We start from the raw sequence: 16,857 nt of genomic DNA on the forward strand, positions 1-16,857 counted from the left end.
TTTAACGAACTTAACTTGTAAAAACTATTTCTAACAGCGATCTTTAGGACTAATTTCTCACGAGTTTGTAAGAGATCTCGCACATCAAGTTAGCCAATAATCTTAACCATGACTTAAAACGAAGAAAGGGCGCACCATTCGGCACGCCCTAGCACAACTTCATTTTAGCATTCCCGCTATATATATGCGTTCCCTGCATCATCCTTGGTTAACTTGCATCCTGCATCTTCCCTGAAAATCCATTTCGATCCCTGTACCAAAGGTACTAACTCCCTTTATTAGCTTATCCTAAGCTAAATTCCTCTTCCTGAGGTTGTCCTTATTGCATCCTGCAAAACCATTATGTTCAGCTAAAATCAGCTTTGATCGGCAGGTCTTAGCTAAAAGTAATAGCCGTTATAGTAAAAAGTTAAGCGCCATCCTAGCTCTCATCTCTTTACGATAATAAGTTTACAGCGGCAGCTAGCTTTTTACCTGCGCCCAGTGGGAGAATACAAAATAGCAACCAAATATTAACACGCCACACAAAGGGCAAGACACTGAAATAAAACGGTTTTCACATGAATCGTGAATAATCTCTCTATGTAACTCGATTTATCTCCCACAACAAAGTAAGAGATCTCGCACAAGAAAGTTATCTCAAAACGAATTTATATGTTTTTTCTTCGACTTAAAGCCTGATAGAGCATGACCCAATCAGCCAGAAAACTGTATAAGGGGTAGTTAAACGTCGCTGGGCGATTTTTTTCAAAAGCAAAGTGGCCAACCCAAGCAAAACCATAGCCGATAACAGGCAAGGCTAATAACATCCACCACTGGGCGCTCAGTAAGCTATAGGCAAATATCAATAACACCAAAGTACTGCCGAGATAATGTAAGGCTCGACAAGTCTTATCTTGATGCTGTGACAAATAAAAGGGATAAAACTCTGCAAAAGAGGCATAACGTTTACTCATTGACCAAGCCTCTATAAAACAAAAGCTCTCCGTTGACCTTACCAATACTAAGCCGCTCAATCTTTTCAAAGCCATGGTGAGTAAACAAGCTAATATGGTCTGGGTCATTAGCAAATACTCCTACGCCATCGAGATGGCGTTGCTCATCACACCAACTCAGCACTGCATTAACGAGTCGTCCACCATAGCCCCTACCCTGCTCATTATTAGCGATAGCAATGAATTGCAAAATACCGCACTGGTTACTGGGTAAATTCTCGATGATCTGGTTTTCTTTATTAATAATTGCTTGAGTTGACTGCCACCCCGCGCTTAGCAGCATCTTTAAACGCCAATGCCAGTATCTCGCCTCACCAAGGGGGACTTGCTGGGTCACAATACAAGCAACTCCCACTAAGCGCTCACCAATAAACATACCTATTAGGGCTTGTTCTTGCTGCCATAGTTCATTCAATTCTTCTCGGATAGCTCCGCGTAGTTTTTGCTCGTATTGCGCCTGATCACCGGTATAAAGCGTTTCTAAAAAGAATGGGTCATCATGATAAGCGTTATAGAGGATAGAAGCGGCAATACGTAGGTCTTCTGCTGTAAGGTAAACAGCACGGCACTCTTCCATGGCTTGATTCTCCATTTTATATTCCTTGATCTAGATCACACAACACCAATGTAACAACCCCGTGAAAAAGTGCAAATAATAATCAATTCAAAAAGCTTGAGCCGATTACTTTACAGCATAAAACGATTATTAAAATTGCAGTGGGTTTGGATATATCAGCCATAATTAAAGGAATAAATCGCAGATATAAATAGGTGACTAAATGGATACGACAACGAATAACTTACCCAACCTATTTTTGCAGCTGGGGCTAACAAATGAAGAAGCAGCTATTGAGGCATTTATAAGAGAACATTCACTACCTGATACAATGCAGCTACATGAAGCCCCATTTTGGAGTGCTTCACAGAAACACTTTCTCGTGGAGTCTTTTAACCAAGACGCCCAGTGGTCGGAAGTTATCGACCAACTGGACACCCTATTGAGAAAGCCTTAGGCTTAGTTTTGATTTTAAGATTAAATCTTGCTGTAGGCCATCTCGCCCCAGCCTACGACCGCATTATTACTGATCACTACAGGTGTGCACTCGTCTTTGGTTGTTTTACCATCGCCATGAGTACGCTGGGTGCGATAAAACAATACATATACCTCTTTGTCTTGCTGAATATAAGCCTCATTAAAATCAGCGGTCCCCATTAATGTTGTCACCTGATCTTTAGACATACCTAAGGATATTTTGGAGAGGTTATTACGGTTATTCTCCTGAGTCTTTTCCCATGCAGCATTGCTGTCCCAGCCCGATTCCCCATCCCCAAGATTGACCACGCAGCCCGTTAGCCCTAAGCTTGCAATCCCAAAAAACGCTAAACCTAATAATTTTGTTTTCACTTTAACTTCCTGTATTAACATTGTTTTTAGTTTTATTTAAAAAGCAATTAACATGCCAAGCATCAAGTTACTGTTTTTGCATGAATTTATTTTAAAGCAGACCTTGGGTATTATATGGCGATTAACAAAAAGACTAACGAGTAAGGAATTTGACTAACCATGAGTCCATTAGAACAAGTACTCAGTGCTGCTAAGAAGATCAGTGATGAAGGTAGAACGCCAACCCTCGCACTCGTTAAGAGTAAGCTCGGCAGTAGTATCCCCATGCCGATACTGATCCAAGGGTTACAGCAATTCAAATCCATGAGCAGCGACGAAATTAAAGCCCTATCGGCTGATTGTCCTGTAAAAGCCGCTGATGATGTTGCAGAGCAATCTGCGGTGGCAAGCCAAGCCGACACAATAGCTAAACTCGAACAAGAGCTCGTCGACTTAAAAGCTGAGTTCAACTTATTGAAACAGCAACTAAATAATCTAGAAAAACAGTGCGGTACCAACGAAGGACATAAATAAAATGCATGTGGTTGAGTTAAGGTTCGAGTGTTTTGATAACACCACGATTAGCGCAGCAGAGAAAGCGATCAATGGTTTACTCGAGGCCTATCGTGCCAATGGTCAAGTTCTTGGGCGTGAGTTTGCCGTTGCCTTCAACGAAGGTGAGTTTAGAGTCAGACTGTTAATGCCTGAGAAGAGCAGCCTATCAAAGCGTTTCAACAGCCCTTGGGTTGATACCGCGCTAAATGAGCTCACCGATGCAAAACTACTCGCTCCACGCGAAAAATATATTGGTCAAGACATTAACTCCGAAGTTTCGAGTCAAGATACCCCAAGTTGGCAGCTACTATATACCAGTTACGTGCATATGTGCTCGCCACTGCGAAACGGCGATACACTGCAACCCATTCCTCTATATCAAATTCCGGCTACCGCCAATGGCGATCATAAGCGCATGATCCGCTGGCAAACAGAATGGCAAGCCTGTGATGAACTGCAGATGGCAGCAGCCACCAAAGCAGAATTTGCAGCATTGGAAGAGTTAACTAGCCATCAGAGCGACCTGTTTAGGCGTGGCTGGGACTTACGTGGCAGAGTTGAGTACCTGACTAAAATCCCGACCTATTATTACTTATATCGTGTCGGTGGTGAGAGCCTTGCGTCAGAAAAGCAGCGCCCCTGCCCAAAATGCGGCAGTAAAGAATGGCTTCTGGACGAGCCGTTATTGGATATGTTTCACTTTCGCTGTGAGACTTGCCGCATAGTGTCTAACATCTCATGGGATCATCTATAAGGAACTATCTCGTTCCTTATATTATGCCTTCCCATAAAATAGCGTCCTCATAAAAAAAATGGCCCAATCAATATTGAGCCATTTTTATTACATCTCGCGCATCAATTATTTGCCACGTAAATTACGCCACATCAACTTCATTCGCTGCCAAATACCAGGATGATCCAGCTCAGGCATAGACTCCTCTATCGGTTTTACCGGCGGTGTCACTCTAGGGGTGAGTAAACCAATAAATTCATCCAACGACTCTGTAAGCTTAGTGCTTTGAGTCTCACCAGGGATCTCTACCCAAACACTGCCATCGGCATTATTCACCGTTAGCATCTTATCTTCATCATCTAAGACCCCAATAAACCAAGTTGGCTCCTGCTTAAGTTTTTTCTTCATCATCAAATGACCGATGATATTTTGCTGCAGGTACTCAAAATCGGTTTGGTTCCACACTTGGATAAGCTCACCACTGCCCCACTTGGAGTCAAAAAACAGCGGCGCGGAGAAGTGACGGCCATAAAATGCATTTATCTCAGCAGACAAGGTCAGTTCAAGTGCCGTTTCGACATTATCAAACTGACCAGCCTCTTGACGAACAACCGCTTGCCAAAACACAGCTCCGTCACTATCCATTTCGCCTACAACGCAGTCAGACTCTTGCTCTTGGGCATAATATCGTGGCTGTTCGCCGAGTTGTTCCACATAGGCTTGTTGATATTTAGATAAAAAAAGATCTAAAGCGGGTAAAGAAGACACTGAAGACAGTTCCAAATCAGTTATAATAGGGGTCTATTTTGACATGGAAACCGTATTGATGACACAACATCATGATCCCTATAGTAACGCCCCCGAACTTTCTGAATTAACATTAGGAAAGTCGACAGGTTATCAAGAGCAGTATGATGCATCTTTACTTCAAGGCGTACCGCGTAAGTTAAACCGTGATGCAATTGGCCTGACTCAAGAGCTACCTTTTCATGGCTGTGATATCTGGACAGGCTACGAGCTATCTTGGCTAAATGCCAAAGGCAAACCTATGGTGGCTATTGCCGAATTCAGCCTAAGTTTTGACAGTAAAAACCTGATTGAGTCTAAGTCATTCAAGCTGTATTTAAACAGTTATAACCAGACTCGATTCGATAGCGCGCAAGCGGTACAAGAACGCTTAACTCAAGACTTAAGTGCCTGCGCCGAGGGTGAAGTGACAGTAAAGGTTCTTGAGCCAAAACAGTTCAGCCATCAACGAATTGTTGAGCTACCGGGGACATGCATCGATGATCTCGATATCGAGATCGACGACTATAGCTTTAATCCAGACTACTTAGTCGACAGTGTCGATAATAAAGCGATTGTTGCCGAAACGCTGACATCTAACTTGCTAAAATCAAACTGCTTGATCACCTCGCAACCTGACTGGGGCACGGTAATGATCCGCTATCAGGGTCCTAAGATTGATCGTGAAAAGCTACTCAGATATCTCATCTCATTTAGACAGCACAATGAGTTTCACGAGCAGTGCGTTGAGCGGATTTTCGTCGATCTTAAACGCTTCTGCCAATGCGCCAAGCTGACAGTTTATGCCCGTTATACTCGCCGTGGCGGTTTAGATATCAACCCCTATCGTAGCGATTTTGAACACCCAGCCGAGAATCAACGCCTCGCACGACAATAAACACAAGTCATTACGGCTTAGTAAAGAAAACAAAAAACGGGTCAGTGTGTCATTAACCCGTTTTTTATTATAAATTTCGGACAAAAAAAACTCCCATCAGCGATAACCAATGAGAGAGTGAGAGAGCGCTGCAACTCTGAGGCTGCTCTTGGTCTTTTTATAAAACAGCCTGCTCTCAAGGCTATAGATTGTTCGCAATGGTCGCCAATATTTTACCTCAATATTAAACTACCACTTAAATGACAGGCCAAATTCATAGAATTTTTCGCCATAAGGAAAGTAAGTATAGGTAAAATAAGGAGATAACTTCCATACCTCAGTGGTTAAAGTAATTTCGTGATAGTTGTAATTTCCTTTACTTAACCTGCTTATTCTTTTGTCATCATATTCGAAGTCAGGAATATGGATCTCTCGCTGTACTCTATCCCCTGTAGTCTCATATACATGGTTATAACTATAACTAACGTTCAATCGTTCAAGAGCGCTCCAAGAAAATCCCAGCATGAAATCTATAGTATCTGAAGGTGAATATGAGCCATCGACTTGGATAGATTCTCCATCGTATTGGAAGTCATAGCTCGAGGTAGACCAGTTGTAATTGGTATCCGCCATCAAAATCACAGTTTCACTCACCGGAATACCTGCAAACACGCCAGCACTATAGCCACCACGATTAGCCTTTGCGGTAACTTCAGTAAACATGAATGAACTATAGAAGCTCTTACCCACACCCGCTTCCCAAAACTCATTACTGTCATACTCACCAAACACACGCCAGGTTTCACCAATATCAAAACTGGCATTCAAGGTATAAACCGCTTCGCCATCCTGCATCTTCACATCTAGCCCAACTGACTTGTACAGTGGCTCACTTTCATCTTCTTGACCTATTTCAATTCCCTTCGGTGGGAAGATAAGCTCAATATCACTTGAGATAGAAGTTGCTTGGGCAGTCGAAGCCAAACTAATGCTGAGTGTAATAGCCGTTACACGAAGGGCTCTTGGTAGGGCTGTCATATTAAGAAGATATTTAGATACTTGCATATGGCATTGCTCTCAAAAAATTCAATCGCGTCCGCCTCAAAGTGAGGCGGACAAAAGGTCTATCCATTTTTAAAGCTAAATATTACTTAACGTTTCTGTTGCTGAACTTTCATCCTTACATTATTAACTCTTGATTTAAGTGTATTTCGTTGAGCTTGTGACAAACTCTCCACTTTGGGGGCCTTATCTTGTGCCCCCCAACCAGCATCGATTTCAGACCTCTCCCAATCAATGCGGATTTGACCAAGGTCATTTTGATAGATCACATAAGTATTATCCCAAGACATTGCACCATCACGTACCGTATAAGTACCGTCACCATTTGGTTCAATGATGGCTATAGTTTTACCATCCTCTTTACGATAGATTTTGGCTTGCCCATTCTCTTCGTCAATAACGAGCTCGAATGGGTTCACATCAGGTTTGGGCTTATTAGTTGGGTGTTCACTATTCCCCCAGCCACTATCTCCATCAAACTCTGGAGGAAGCTCATTGACAGGAGGCCTGTCTAAATCAGGGCGGGGCTTTATATGGGGGAGCTCACTATTCCCCCAGCCATTGTCACCGTCAAACTCTGGCGGTAACTCATTAATTGGTGGCTTCTCTAACTCAGGACGGGGCTTATCATCATCGAAGCCAGGCCCCTGATTAGATGAAGTTGATGAGCATGCAGCAAGGAGTAACGAAGTCAGCAGGACTGCCGTGGTCTGTTTAAAATTCATAATATGTGCTCTCATAAAAAATATAGAAACGGCTGACAAAAGTGCCTAAGCCAAATGGTTAATCAGAGTATCGAATGGGGTTGTTTCCCCCTTCCACTCTATAGCTATATATTAGCGAGATAGTTGAAGATAATTGATGGGGCTAGATAGCCTTGATACATTCAAGGAGTGAATGTATCAAGTGTGAGATTAATCAAAATAGTACTGATCGATAAGTCCTACTCGCCCAAACGATACTAAAAAGCAAACCAGACCAATTAAGTTATCGCTATCATAAGCCAGTGATGTGCAAACACTCCTACAACAACTCTCCATAGCAGAAATCCCATAACAGAAAGTCCATAAGAGGACGTCCGTTGCTATAGCGATACTAACAGTCTTGTGTTTCTACTGTGGTGTGGTTATCGCTGTTACCGTAATCAGGAGCGACATTCTGGTCCACTAAGACACGACATGCGTCACTAGCTAGGTAACCATTAAAATAGAATGCAGCAGTCTTAGCTGTTTCTGCTCCAGAAACAGCTGCCAAATATTTCATAGTTCATATCTGACTTACCTATCTCTTCAAGGGTTTGGTAGTTAATAGGTTGGCCGTGAAGGTCTTCAGCAATAACAATTACCACGAAGGCCAGTTCAATTAGGCTAATGCCACTTTATTTTTTGTAGAGTTCACTTAAGTAATCTTGAGTAGGGTATGAAAGGAGGAGCTCACAATTGAGAGCCCCTTTAAAATGTTGCTTCAATATTTAGCGTTTAAGCTGAGTCTTGATGCGTACTTTAGCTGAATTTGCTTTAGATTTAAGGTGAGCTTTTTTATCATCAACTCCCCAGCTTCCATCTACTACAGAGTTTTCCCAATCAATACTAAGGGTGCCAGAATCATTTTTGTAAACACGGTAGGTATCGTTTGAGCCATGAATAGTTAAGGTGTTTTTCTCAACGCTAGCAACTAGAACGCCATCTTTCGTTATATGGCCTGTCGTTGCATCGTATGTACCAACAACTTCACCATTTTTGAGAACTTCCCCTTCCTCGGTCAACTGCCAATGATTAATACCGTTCTCAGGGGGGGTATCGGTTGGAGGGGTAAGTCCCCAATCACCATCTACAACAGAGTTCCCCCAATCAATGGTAAGCGTCCCTAACTCATTTCTATAAATGCGATAAGTATCATTCGATCCATGAATCGTTAAAGTATTTTTCTCAACGCTTGCGACAAGAATGCCATCCTTCCACACAAGGCCAGTAGTTGGATCATAGATACCAACTGCCTCACCATTTTTAAGGATTTCTCCAGTGTCGCTTAACTGCCAGTGATTAAGCTCATTACCAGGCGCATCATCAGTAGGTGGTAGCTCTGGACTAGGCTTAGTAATACCAAAATCTGGATCAACATTTTCAAAATCTGGATCGCCATCAAAGCCCGGAGCTTGGTTAGAAGAAGTTGATGAACAACCAACAAGGAAAAGTGATGATAGTAGCGCTGTTGCTACAGTTGCTTTCTTAAAATTCATAATGTGCTCTCAGTGATTAAAATGAGTATCGGGTTACTCAAAAAAGTAAACTGGATACCTAGCTCCTTGAATCAGCGATAATAGAAAAGTTGATGAATCAACTTCTGTAATATCGCATTCAGCTAGGTCTCCAAAACTCAACACTCATCTCCTTCAAGCTACATCAGCTGCATCCTGGCAGCTAGCACATAGTAAACACACACTATCTCCTTGGTGTGATTACTTAGTGTTAAGTTAGGGAGCTACTTTAATAAAAATATTCAGCAAGATAATTAGTGCTAGAAACTGTTAACAAATTCACAGCGTGAATGCCTTAAACCTAATTAAGCAGAATAATCACTTAGACTCATCAATTTGAACATCATGATGAACAAATTAAATACAAAAACATCAGTACTAACATTATTGAAACAAACTTGTTTTTTGAAACTTAACCATGTCTGAATACAGAGTTAGTTATGCAAATATTTTCAAGAAAAATTGAGGGGAGAAAGATTCAAAAAATTTTAAGGAGTTAGAGAGGCTAACTAATTACAGAATGCAACTAGCGACTTCCCTGAGTAAACTGAATATTGAAACTCAGTAATCCATGCTTATTTTCATAAATTAACAATCCCTCTCCCGTTAATTATCCACTAACAAGAGTATTTGCTCTCTAAGCCAAATATGGGCTGGGTTGCGATTATGTTTTTTCTTCCATACCATCTCAATATCTAACGTCTTTGTTTTAAATGGCAACGGAAAAAGCTTGAGATTAAACAGCTCGCAAAAGTCACTCGCGTAGCTTTTCGGGGACACCCCAATGGCATCACTAGTTGAAACAGCCGCAAGCAAGCTCAACATCGATGACTTACTGCTGTGAAGTTTGCGGCTAGGCAAAACCTCTTCACTAATCAGATCAACGGCAGTAAGGTTAAAGCGCCTGAGCGTAACTAATATATGCCGCTCAGCAAAATACTGCACTCTTGAGAGGCTCTGTTCAATCCTAGGGTGCTTGTTACTGACAACACAAACTGGAGGCTCCTTCATTATAACCACTCTTTCGAAGCGGTTATCCTTAGGTAAGCCGATATCGATGACGACATCCGCCTGCTCAAGGTTAAGCATCTCAATTATCTCATTATCAAAGTCTGGCGGCTCACGAAAGATGATCTCGACAGGGAGATCTTTAACCATATCGTCGAGTCGTCTTTGTAGCATATGGGCGATAACATCATTGGCAAGAATGACAAACTGACGCTCAGAGGTGACTGGGTCAAAGCCCTGTAGCCCACTGATCGTATTTTCAATATTGCTAAAGGAGTCGTTAAGTTGCTCATAAAGATAGTTAGCCATGGCAGTGGGTTTGATATTGCGCCCTGCACGGACAAAAAGCTCCTCTCCAATTACTCCTTTAAAGCGAGTAATGGCATTACTCACCGAGGGCTGGTCAGATCAAGCTCCTCAGCAGCTAAGGTGTAGGAGCCTGTACGACACACAGTTAGAAAGACTCTTAATAGATTTACGTCAAACTGCTTTTGTTGCGTCATTGCTTTCCCTCTATCTTAGCGCTTAACCGTTGAACCATATTTAAGCAAACAACTCACTTTAACACATTATCTAAACTCGAATTAACTTACTTATTTAATTAACTTTAGTATCGTATTTCTCAACCAAATATTAGCTGGGTTTTGCTCGAGCTTATGGCTCCATACCATGTAATATTCAATAGGCTCAACATCAAAGGGCAGATCAAATACCTGCAGGCCAAACAATTCTGCATATTCATCGGTATAGGACTTGGAGGCGATAGCTAAGGCATCACTTTTTGAGGCCACGGCCATCATACTTAAAATCGATGATTGCTCACTGTGCATCTGTCTCGCCGGTAGAACATGTTTAGTCAGCAGATCTGCAACGCTAAGGTTATAGCGGCGCATCTTAAAAATAATATGCTTTTCACTAAAATACTGTTCTTGGGTAATCGCCCCTGTGATGCGCGGGTGATCTTTTCTGGCCACACACACCAACTTATCTTGCATCACCTTTTGGCTCTTAAAAGAGCTCGATTCAGGCAACCAAATATCCAGTGCTAAGTCGACTTTCTCAAGCTGCAACTCCATCTGCAACTCTTCCTCAATTAATGGCGGCTCACGAAATACAATGTTGATTGATAGCTCTTCTAATGCTTGCTCTACTAAGCCTTGCAGTAGCTGAATTGCCGATTCACTGGCATAGACATAGAAGGTACGTTCACTGATACTGGCATCAAACAATTCAAAACTAGAAGCGACCAGCTCGATTTCAGACACAGGGATCGCAAGCTGTTGATAGAGATTCATCGCACTCGCCGTTGGTTTCACTCCTCTACCAACGCGAATAAACAGCTCCTCCCCTACCGAGAACTTAAGACGCGCAATGGCATTACTCACCGACGATTGAGTCAGGTCTAACTCCTCAGCTGCGCGGCTAAATGATGAGGTACGGTATACCGCTGTAAAAATGCGGAACAAATTAAGATCGAATGACTTTTGCTGTGACATAAATATTTCCGCTTAGCGTTAATAATGGCTGTAATAATATTCATATTATAAATATCAAAAGTAAAGTTCACCCTAATTATTATTCGAATTTCCCTCGCTATACTGGCCACATTCAATCGAACGACATTCATAAAAAGACGTCTCTTAAGCATTAATTTATCAGAAAACTCTGAGACGCAACGCTTTGAACCGACTTAACTTACTAAGGAAATCTCATGAAGCAGACTCTACTTACTCTCTCAATCCTATCCGTTTTCTCATTTAATGCCGCTGCCGCCCAGCATGAACACGACCACATCACGGTGCACTATCATGGTAAAGACGCCACTGAGCACACCATTGCCCACAACAAAGCAGTCGCGGATACCCTTAACTTTGCCGATACGCGAGCATTCGAGCAATCTTCTAAGAACCTTATCGCCAAGTTTGATAAAGCCACCGCCGACATTCTAAGGGCTGAATTTTCCTTTATCAGCGATAAGACTCCAGACTCGGTAAACCCGTCGCTCTATCGCCAAGCCCAGCTCAACATGGTGCCCAATGGCCTATACCAAGTCAGCGATGGGATCTACCAAGTTCGCGGCACCGACCTGTCGAACTTAACCCTTATCCGCAGTGATAACGGCTGGATTGCCTATGATGTGCTGCTAACCAAAGAGGCGGCAAAGGCATCACTGCAATTTGCCCTAAAGAACCTGCCAAAAGATGGCGACCTGCCTGTCGTTGCCATGATCTACTCCCATAGCCATGCCGACCATTTTGGTGGCGCCCGCGGAATACAGGAGATGTTCCCAAACGTCAAAGTCTACGGCTCTGATAACATCACCAAAGAGATTGTCGATGAGAATGTGCTTGCCGGTAACGCCATGAGCCGCCGCGCCGCTTACCAATATGGCGCAACACTGGGTAAACATGATCACGGTATTGTCGATGCCGCATTAGGTAAAGGGCTATCGAAAGGTGAGATCACCTATGTCGCACCGGACTACACCTTAAACGGTGAAGGAAAGTGGGAAACACTCACCATTGATGGCTTAGAGATGGTATTTATGGACGCATCAGGCACCGAAGCCGAGTCTGAGATGATCACCTATATTCCATCCAAGAAAGCACTTTGGACTGGTGAACTCACCTATCAGGGCATGCACAATATCTATACCCTTCGCGGCGCTAAGGTGCGTGACGCTCTGAAATGGTCGAAAGATATTAACGAGATGATTAACGCCTTTGGCGATGATGTCGAAGTACTATTCGCCTCCCATTCGGCACCCGTCTGGGGCAATCAAGACGTCAATGAGTTCTTACGTCTACAACGTGATAACTACGGTTTAGTCCATAACCAAACACTAAGACTGGCTAACGATGGTGTGGGCATTCAGGATATTGGCGATGCGATTCAAGACACGATTCCTGAGTCTATCTATAAGACATGGCACACCAATGGCTATCACGGTACCTATAGTCATAACGCCAAAGCGGTGTATAACAAATATCTTGGTTATTTTGACATGAACCCAGCGAACCTAAATCCGCTACCAACAAAGCTCGAATCGGCTAAGTTTGTCGAGTACATGGGCGGCGCAGATGCAGCGGTTAAACGTGCAAAAGATGATTACGCACAAGGCGAATACCGCTTTGTGGCAACCGCACTGAACAAGGTGGTTATGGCCGAACCGGATAATGATGAAGCGCGTCAATTGTTAGCCGATACTTACGAGCAGTTAGGTTATCAATCTGAAGGTGCGGGCTGGCGAAACATCTACTTAACTGGCGCACAAGAATTAAGAGTTGGTATTCAAGCTGGCGCCCCGAAAACCGCATCGGCTGACGTGATAAGTGAAATGGATATGCCGACACTGTTCGACTTCCTTGCGGTTAAAATTGACAGCCAAGTTGCCGCTAAACAGGGCTTAGTGAAGATGAATATCATCACCCCAGACACTAAGGACATTCTTTACATTGAACTTAGCAACGGCAACCTAAGTAACGTCGTTGTCGACAAAGAGCAAAAAGCCGATGCCAACCTTATGGTTAACAAGGCGGATGTGAATCGCATTTTGCTTGGGCAGACCACCCTTAAAGCGCTATTAGCCAGTGGCGAGGCTAAGCTGACAGGCGATAAGGAAGCCTTTGGCAAAATCGCTGGTAGCATGGTGGAGTTCAACCCCGCTTTTGAGATAGTGCCAACGCCTGTGAAATAGCACTCAAACTCACTACACAGACAAAACGGGGCGCATGGAGCGCCCCGTTTTTTAATTCTTTACTGTTAAACATTAACGGTTATTAAACCCTTTCTAACAGCGCTTTCAAATCAACCTTCACCGCCTTGATGCTCACTTGCTTGCACTGTCCAACACTGATTGCAAACCGATACTGCTCATCTGATTGCCCGACATCCAAGTGCCCAATATCCAAGTGCCCTACATCCAGGTGCCCGAGCCAGCAATGCCAACCTTGCGCGGCTTTCATCTTCTGTAGCGGCTGTTCACTCGCAACTTGCTCATCATCACTCTCTTGTCGTGTCGAGAGAGAAATGTTTTGCTTAAGGCGTATAGGTGACGGGCCTAGCTCACTCGTAACGGCATGCGCTAAGGGACTCACACCTTGAGTGACGTCAAGCTCGAGTGAAGTCTCAACCAAGGTCGAAAAATCAAAAGCAAAAGATTTAAGTGACAGGGCTAAGCCTAAGCCTTTGGCTTTTATATAGGACTCTTTAAGTGCCCACAGATCGAAGAAACGTTCTCGTTGCAACTCATTTGGCAGTGCAAATAGCGCCTGTTTCTCAGGCTCAGAAAAATAGTGACTTAAAATAGAGAGGATGTTGGTACTAGCACGACTTCGCTCAATATCGACGCCAAACTCTAGCCTCGATGCAGTTGGCTTGTCGTTACTGGTATCGTCATTGTCAGATTGCTGTTTGCCTATCCCAACAACCAGCCAATCACCACTATGGCTTATATTGAAGTGGAGTCCGGTTTGTAAAAATTGCGCTTCGCTTAATCTAGGCTTCCCTTTTTCACCATACTCGAAGCACCACTCTTGGGGTTTAATCTTAGCTTGTTGTGATACTTGCTTTGATAAGAGTGCACGCAGAAAGCCTCTCACCATCAGGGCGTGCTCTTTAGCTTCCTGTTTGATGTAGCGATTAACTTTATCAATTTCATCTTGCGGTAGCCAAGTGTTAATCAAGGCTGCAGATTCAGTATCGAGCTCCGCGCTGTTTAACGGACAGAAATACAATTTTATTGCAGTGAATTCAGACAAAACCAGCTCAAATGTGAACGTAGATATATGGGCTATTGTGGCCTGTTTTAATTCAAAACAACAGCCACAAACTCAAATGGCACCACAATAGCTCAAATGACCCGAAACCTCCCTATTAACCCATTAATGTAGCCTGTACCCTATCGGGAACCACATCATAACGACTAAAGCTCATTGAGAACTGCCCCTCTCCTCCCGTCATCGATTTTAATCGAGTAGAGTAGTCGGCAACATTCGCAAGTGGCGCTTCTACACTCACCTCGACCATGCCATTGGTTTGCGCCTGAGTGCCGCACACCATGCCTCTAGAAGCACTGATATCACCAGTGATCTCCCCAACGTAACCCTGCTCTACACAGATCTGCATATCGACGACAGGCTCTAAGATCACTGGTTGTGCCGACGTAACAGCCTCCATAAAGGCACGCTTGCCCGCCATAACAAACGCAATCTCCTTTGAGTCCACGCTATGATGTTTACCATCTAATACCGTAACTTTAATATCCTGCATCGGGAAACCACCCAAACCACCGGCTAACATGGCTTCGCGTACGCCTTTCTCTACCGCTGGAATATATTGGCTTGGCACTGAGCCACCCACCACTTTACTCACAAACTCAAAACCTTGGCCACGGGCCAACGGCTCAACCATCAACTCGACTTCACCAAACTGCCCTGAGCCTCCCGACTGTTTCTTATGGCGATAACGGGACTTTGCCTCTGCCATAATCGTTTCTCGATATGGCACGGCTGGAATTTCAGTTTCCATATCCACATTGAACACGGTTTGCGCCTTCTCAAGGGCTATTTGCAGGTGTAGGTCACCCTGTCCCTGCAGCAGAGTTTGCCCATGGGCTTCACCTCGAGTCACGTGCAAACTGGGATCTTCAGCCACCAGCTTATTTAATACCTCAGATAGCTTTTGTTCATCGCCACGCCGTTTAGGGGACACTGCTAGGCCGAAAATAGGCTGAGGTAATGCGTTCTCTGGCATATGAAAATCATCTTCATCATGACTGTCGTGCAACACCACACCGATCTCAAGCTCTTCGACTTTGGCAATGGCATAGATATCCCCCGGTATCGCTTGAGCCACATCAATATGCTTCTCACCTTGTAATTTAATCAGGTGAGCCACTTTAAATGGCTTACGTCCATGACCGATATATAGCTTCATTCCCACATTGATTGTGCCTTGATATAAACGAAATACCCCCATGCGCCCAAAAAATGGGTCAACTGCGACCCTAAATACGTGGGCGAGTACATGCTCGTTAGGATTCTGATTGACTGTGACGGCTTTAGCGTTATCACCAAAACCTTTTACAAATTGCGGTGGATTCGCCTCTAGTGGGTTAGGCATTAGCTTAATAAGGATCTCTAGCAGCGAACTGATCCCTATCTCTTTTTCGGCACTGGTAAAGCAAACTGGGACTAAGTTGCCTAAGCGTAATGCCGTTTCAAGTGGAGCATGAAGCTGCTCTGGGGTTAACGATTCGCCCTGCTCAAGATAGAGCTCCATTAACTGCTCATCTTCTTCAAGCACGGTATCGACTAATTCATCTCGCGCACATTCGGCGCCAATAAAAGCGGTTTGAGCTTGTGGGTTACAGTGCAAATAGCAATCCACCACCGCATCACCAGCAACATTAGGTAAGTTAACGGGCAAGCATCGCTGACCAAACTGTGCTTGAATCGCTGCTAATAAGGCGGCTAACGCCGACTCATTACCATCAATATGATTAATAACGATGAGTACCGCTTTACCTTGACGACGGGCAGCTTCGAAGGCTCTTTTGGTTATCGTCTCTATGCCTACCCCGGCATGGATCACTAATACAACTGACTCAACACCTGGTAGTGGTAACAGGGCTCGACCGAAAAAATCCGGTAATCCGGGGGTGTCAATGATATTGATATGGTGATTAGCGTAATCGAGATTGAGAAATGAAGGTTCTAAACTATGGCGGTGGGATTTTTCTTGGGCGGTAAAGTCAGCGTGATTTGTTCCCTTATCGACCCTGCCTTTCAATGTTATCGCCTCCGCACGAAAAAGAAGCGCCTCTAGCAGAGAAGATTTTCCAGAACCAGTGTGTCCGAGCACTGCCAGATTTCGGATCTGCTCGGTAGTAAACTCAGCCATCTTGGCCTCCTTTTTTTACATTATTTAATCAATCCATTTTCTATTTGCAGACTTAATTGAGCGAATTCTAACCAGTATAGACCGCTGTAAACTAGTAATATTTGAGCTAGATCACTCTTTTTAATAACAACTAAAAGCAACACTTAAAACAAGCAATTAGCTTACATGTGTTCACCGAATCTGGTCATATCAGTAATTAATAAGTCCCAGGTGATTGTATTGCCACACAGGCTCAGGTAGTCTGCTCAGCCATTAGCCAAAAAACATCGACTTTATTGCGATAGATAGAGACCTAAG

The 16,857-nt window shown here is 43.7% G+C and carries 18 protein-coding genes; 5 read left to right on the forward strand and 13 right to left on the reverse strand.

Annotated features, from left to right (window positions below):
- Window positions 1-650: 650 nt before the first annotated feature.
- Together JMA39_RS09850 and JMA39_RS09855 are read right to left on the reverse strand one after the other, a co-directional pair.
- Window positions 651-956, reverse strand: a complete 306-nt coding sequence (locus JMA39_RS09850) for a DUF962 domain-containing protein (protein ID WP_202721714.1) — start codon at window positions 954-956, stop codon at window positions 651-653.
- On the reverse strand, window positions 949-1,587 hold the full coding sequence (locus JMA39_RS09855) for a GNAT family N-acetyltransferase (RefSeq protein WP_202721715.1): 639 nt from the start codon (window positions 1,585-1,587) through the stop codon (window positions 949-951). Before JMA39_RS09855 ends, JMA39_RS09850 begins: the two co-directional genes overlap by 8 nt.
- A 187-nt stretch (window positions 1,588-1,774) precedes the next feature.
- Between JMA39_RS09855 and JMA39_RS09860 the strand changes: the two genes are divergently transcribed.
- Window positions 1,775-2,008, forward strand: a complete 234-nt coding sequence (locus JMA39_RS09860) for a DUF2789 domain-containing protein (protein ID WP_202721716.1) — start codon at window positions 1,775-1,777, stop codon at window positions 2,006-2,008.
- A 20-nt stretch (window positions 2,009-2,028) separates the two neighbouring features.
- Here the strand turns inward: JMA39_RS09860 and JMA39_RS09865 are convergent, their stop codons facing one another.
- Complete coding sequence (locus JMA39_RS09865) at window positions 2,029-2,421, reverse strand: DUF3192 domain-containing protein (protein WP_202721717.1); 393 nt, start codon at window positions 2,419-2,421, stop codon at window positions 2,029-2,031.
- A gap of 138 nt (window positions 2,422-2,559) precedes the next feature.
- On the opposite strand from JMA39_RS09865, the gene JMA39_RS09870 reads away from it, so the two are divergent.
- Both JMA39_RS09870 and JMA39_RS09875 read left to right on the forward strand, forming a co-directional pair.
- Window positions 2,560-2,913, forward strand: a complete 354-nt coding sequence (locus tag JMA39_RS09870) for a hypothetical protein (RefSeq protein ID WP_202721718.1) — start codon at window positions 2,560-2,562, stop codon at window positions 2,911-2,913.
- A 1-nt stretch (window position 2,914) separates the two neighbouring features.
- Window positions 2,915-3,688, forward strand: a complete 774-nt coding sequence (locus tag JMA39_RS09875) for a Zn-ribbon-containing protein (protein ID WP_202721719.1) — start codon at window positions 2,915-2,917, stop codon at window positions 3,686-3,688.
- Between the two features lie 105 nt (window positions 3,689-3,793).
- Here JMA39_RS09875 and syd read toward each other — a convergent pair whose 3' ends face one another.
- On the reverse strand, window positions 3,794-4,435 hold the full coding sequence (syd, locus tag JMA39_RS09880) for a SecY-interacting protein (RefSeq protein WP_202721720.1): 642 nt from the start codon (window positions 4,433-4,435) through the stop codon (window positions 3,794-3,796).
- Window positions 4,436-4,493: 58 nt separating this feature from the next.
- On the opposite strand from syd, the gene queF reads away from it, so the two are divergent.
- On the forward strand, window positions 4,494-5,351 hold the full coding sequence (gene queF, locus JMA39_RS09885) for an NADPH-dependent 7-cyano-7-deazaguanine reductase QueF (RefSeq protein WP_202721721.1): 858 nt from the start codon (window positions 4,494-4,496) through the stop codon (window positions 5,349-5,351).
- Between the two features lie 228 nt (window positions 5,352-5,579).
- Here the strand turns inward: queF and JMA39_RS09890 are convergent, their stop codons facing one another.
- From JMA39_RS09890 to JMA39_RS09915, 7 genes are all read right to left on the reverse strand, one after another.
- Window positions 5,580-6,395, reverse strand: coding sequence for a hypothetical protein (locus JMA39_RS09890; RefSeq protein ID WP_237732757.1), 816 nt, complete (start codon window positions 6,393-6,395; stop codon window positions 5,580-5,582).
- An 86-nt stretch (window positions 6,396-6,481) separates the two neighbouring features.
- Entirely contained in the window at window positions 6,482-7,117 is a 636-nt protein-coding gene (locus tag JMA39_RS09895) for a hypothetical protein (RefSeq protein ID WP_202721722.1), read from the reverse strand.
- A 370-nt stretch (window positions 7,118-7,487) separates the two neighbouring features.
- Window positions 7,488-7,655, reverse strand: a complete 168-nt coding sequence (locus JMA39_RS09900; protein ID WP_202721723.1) for a hypothetical protein — start codon at window positions 7,653-7,655, stop codon at window positions 7,488-7,490.
- Window positions 7,656-7,863: 208 nt separating this feature from the next.
- Entirely contained in the window at window positions 7,864-8,631 is a 768-nt protein-coding gene (locus tag JMA39_RS09905) for a hypothetical protein (protein WP_202721724.1), read from the reverse strand.
- Between the two features lie 624 nt (window positions 8,632-9,255).
- Window positions 9,256-10,050 (reverse strand): LysR substrate-binding domain-containing protein, encoded by a 795-nt coding sequence (locus JMA39_RS21400; RefSeq protein WP_244999912.1) that lies wholly within the window; start codon window positions 10,048-10,050, stop codon window positions 9,256-9,258.
- Window positions 10,047-10,160 (reverse strand): LysR family transcriptional regulator, encoded by a 114-nt coding sequence (locus JMA39_RS21455; protein WP_373316364.1) that lies wholly within the window; start codon window positions 10,158-10,160, stop codon window positions 10,047-10,049. Before JMA39_RS21455 ends, JMA39_RS21400 begins: the two co-directional genes overlap by 4 nt.
- A 90-nt stretch (window positions 10,161-10,250) precedes the next feature.
- The gene (locus tag JMA39_RS09915; protein WP_202721725.1) at window positions 10,251-11,153 is read right to left on the reverse strand and encodes a LysR family transcriptional regulator; all 903 of its coding nucleotides are present in this window, start codon (window positions 11,151-11,153) and stop codon (window positions 10,251-10,253) included.
- A gap of 215 nt (window positions 11,154-11,368) precedes the next feature.
- Between JMA39_RS09915 and JMA39_RS09920 the strand changes: the two genes are divergently transcribed.
- Window positions 11,369-13,354, forward strand: a complete 1,986-nt coding sequence (locus JMA39_RS09920; protein WP_202721726.1) for an alkyl/aryl-sulfatase — start codon at window positions 11,369-11,371, stop codon at window positions 13,352-13,354.
- Window positions 13,355-13,436: 82 nt separating this feature from the next.
- Here the strand turns inward: JMA39_RS09920 and JMA39_RS09925 are convergent, their stop codons facing one another.
- Complete coding sequence (locus tag JMA39_RS09925; protein ID WP_269154437.1) at window positions 13,437-14,417, reverse strand: 4'-phosphopantetheinyl transferase family protein; 981 nt, start codon at window positions 14,415-14,417, stop codon at window positions 13,437-13,439.
- A 115-nt stretch (window positions 14,418-14,532) separates the two neighbouring features.
- Entirely contained in the window at window positions 14,533-16,560 is a 2,028-nt protein-coding gene (fusA, locus tag JMA39_RS09930; protein ID WP_202721727.1) for an elongation factor G, read from the reverse strand.
- Window positions 16,561-16,857 lie beyond the last annotated feature (297 nt).

The sequence above is a fragment of the Shewanella schlegeliana genome (assembly GCF_016765635.1).
Classification (GTDB): Bacteria; Pseudomonadota; Gammaproteobacteria; order Enterobacterales; family Shewanellaceae; genus Shewanella; species Shewanella schlegeliana.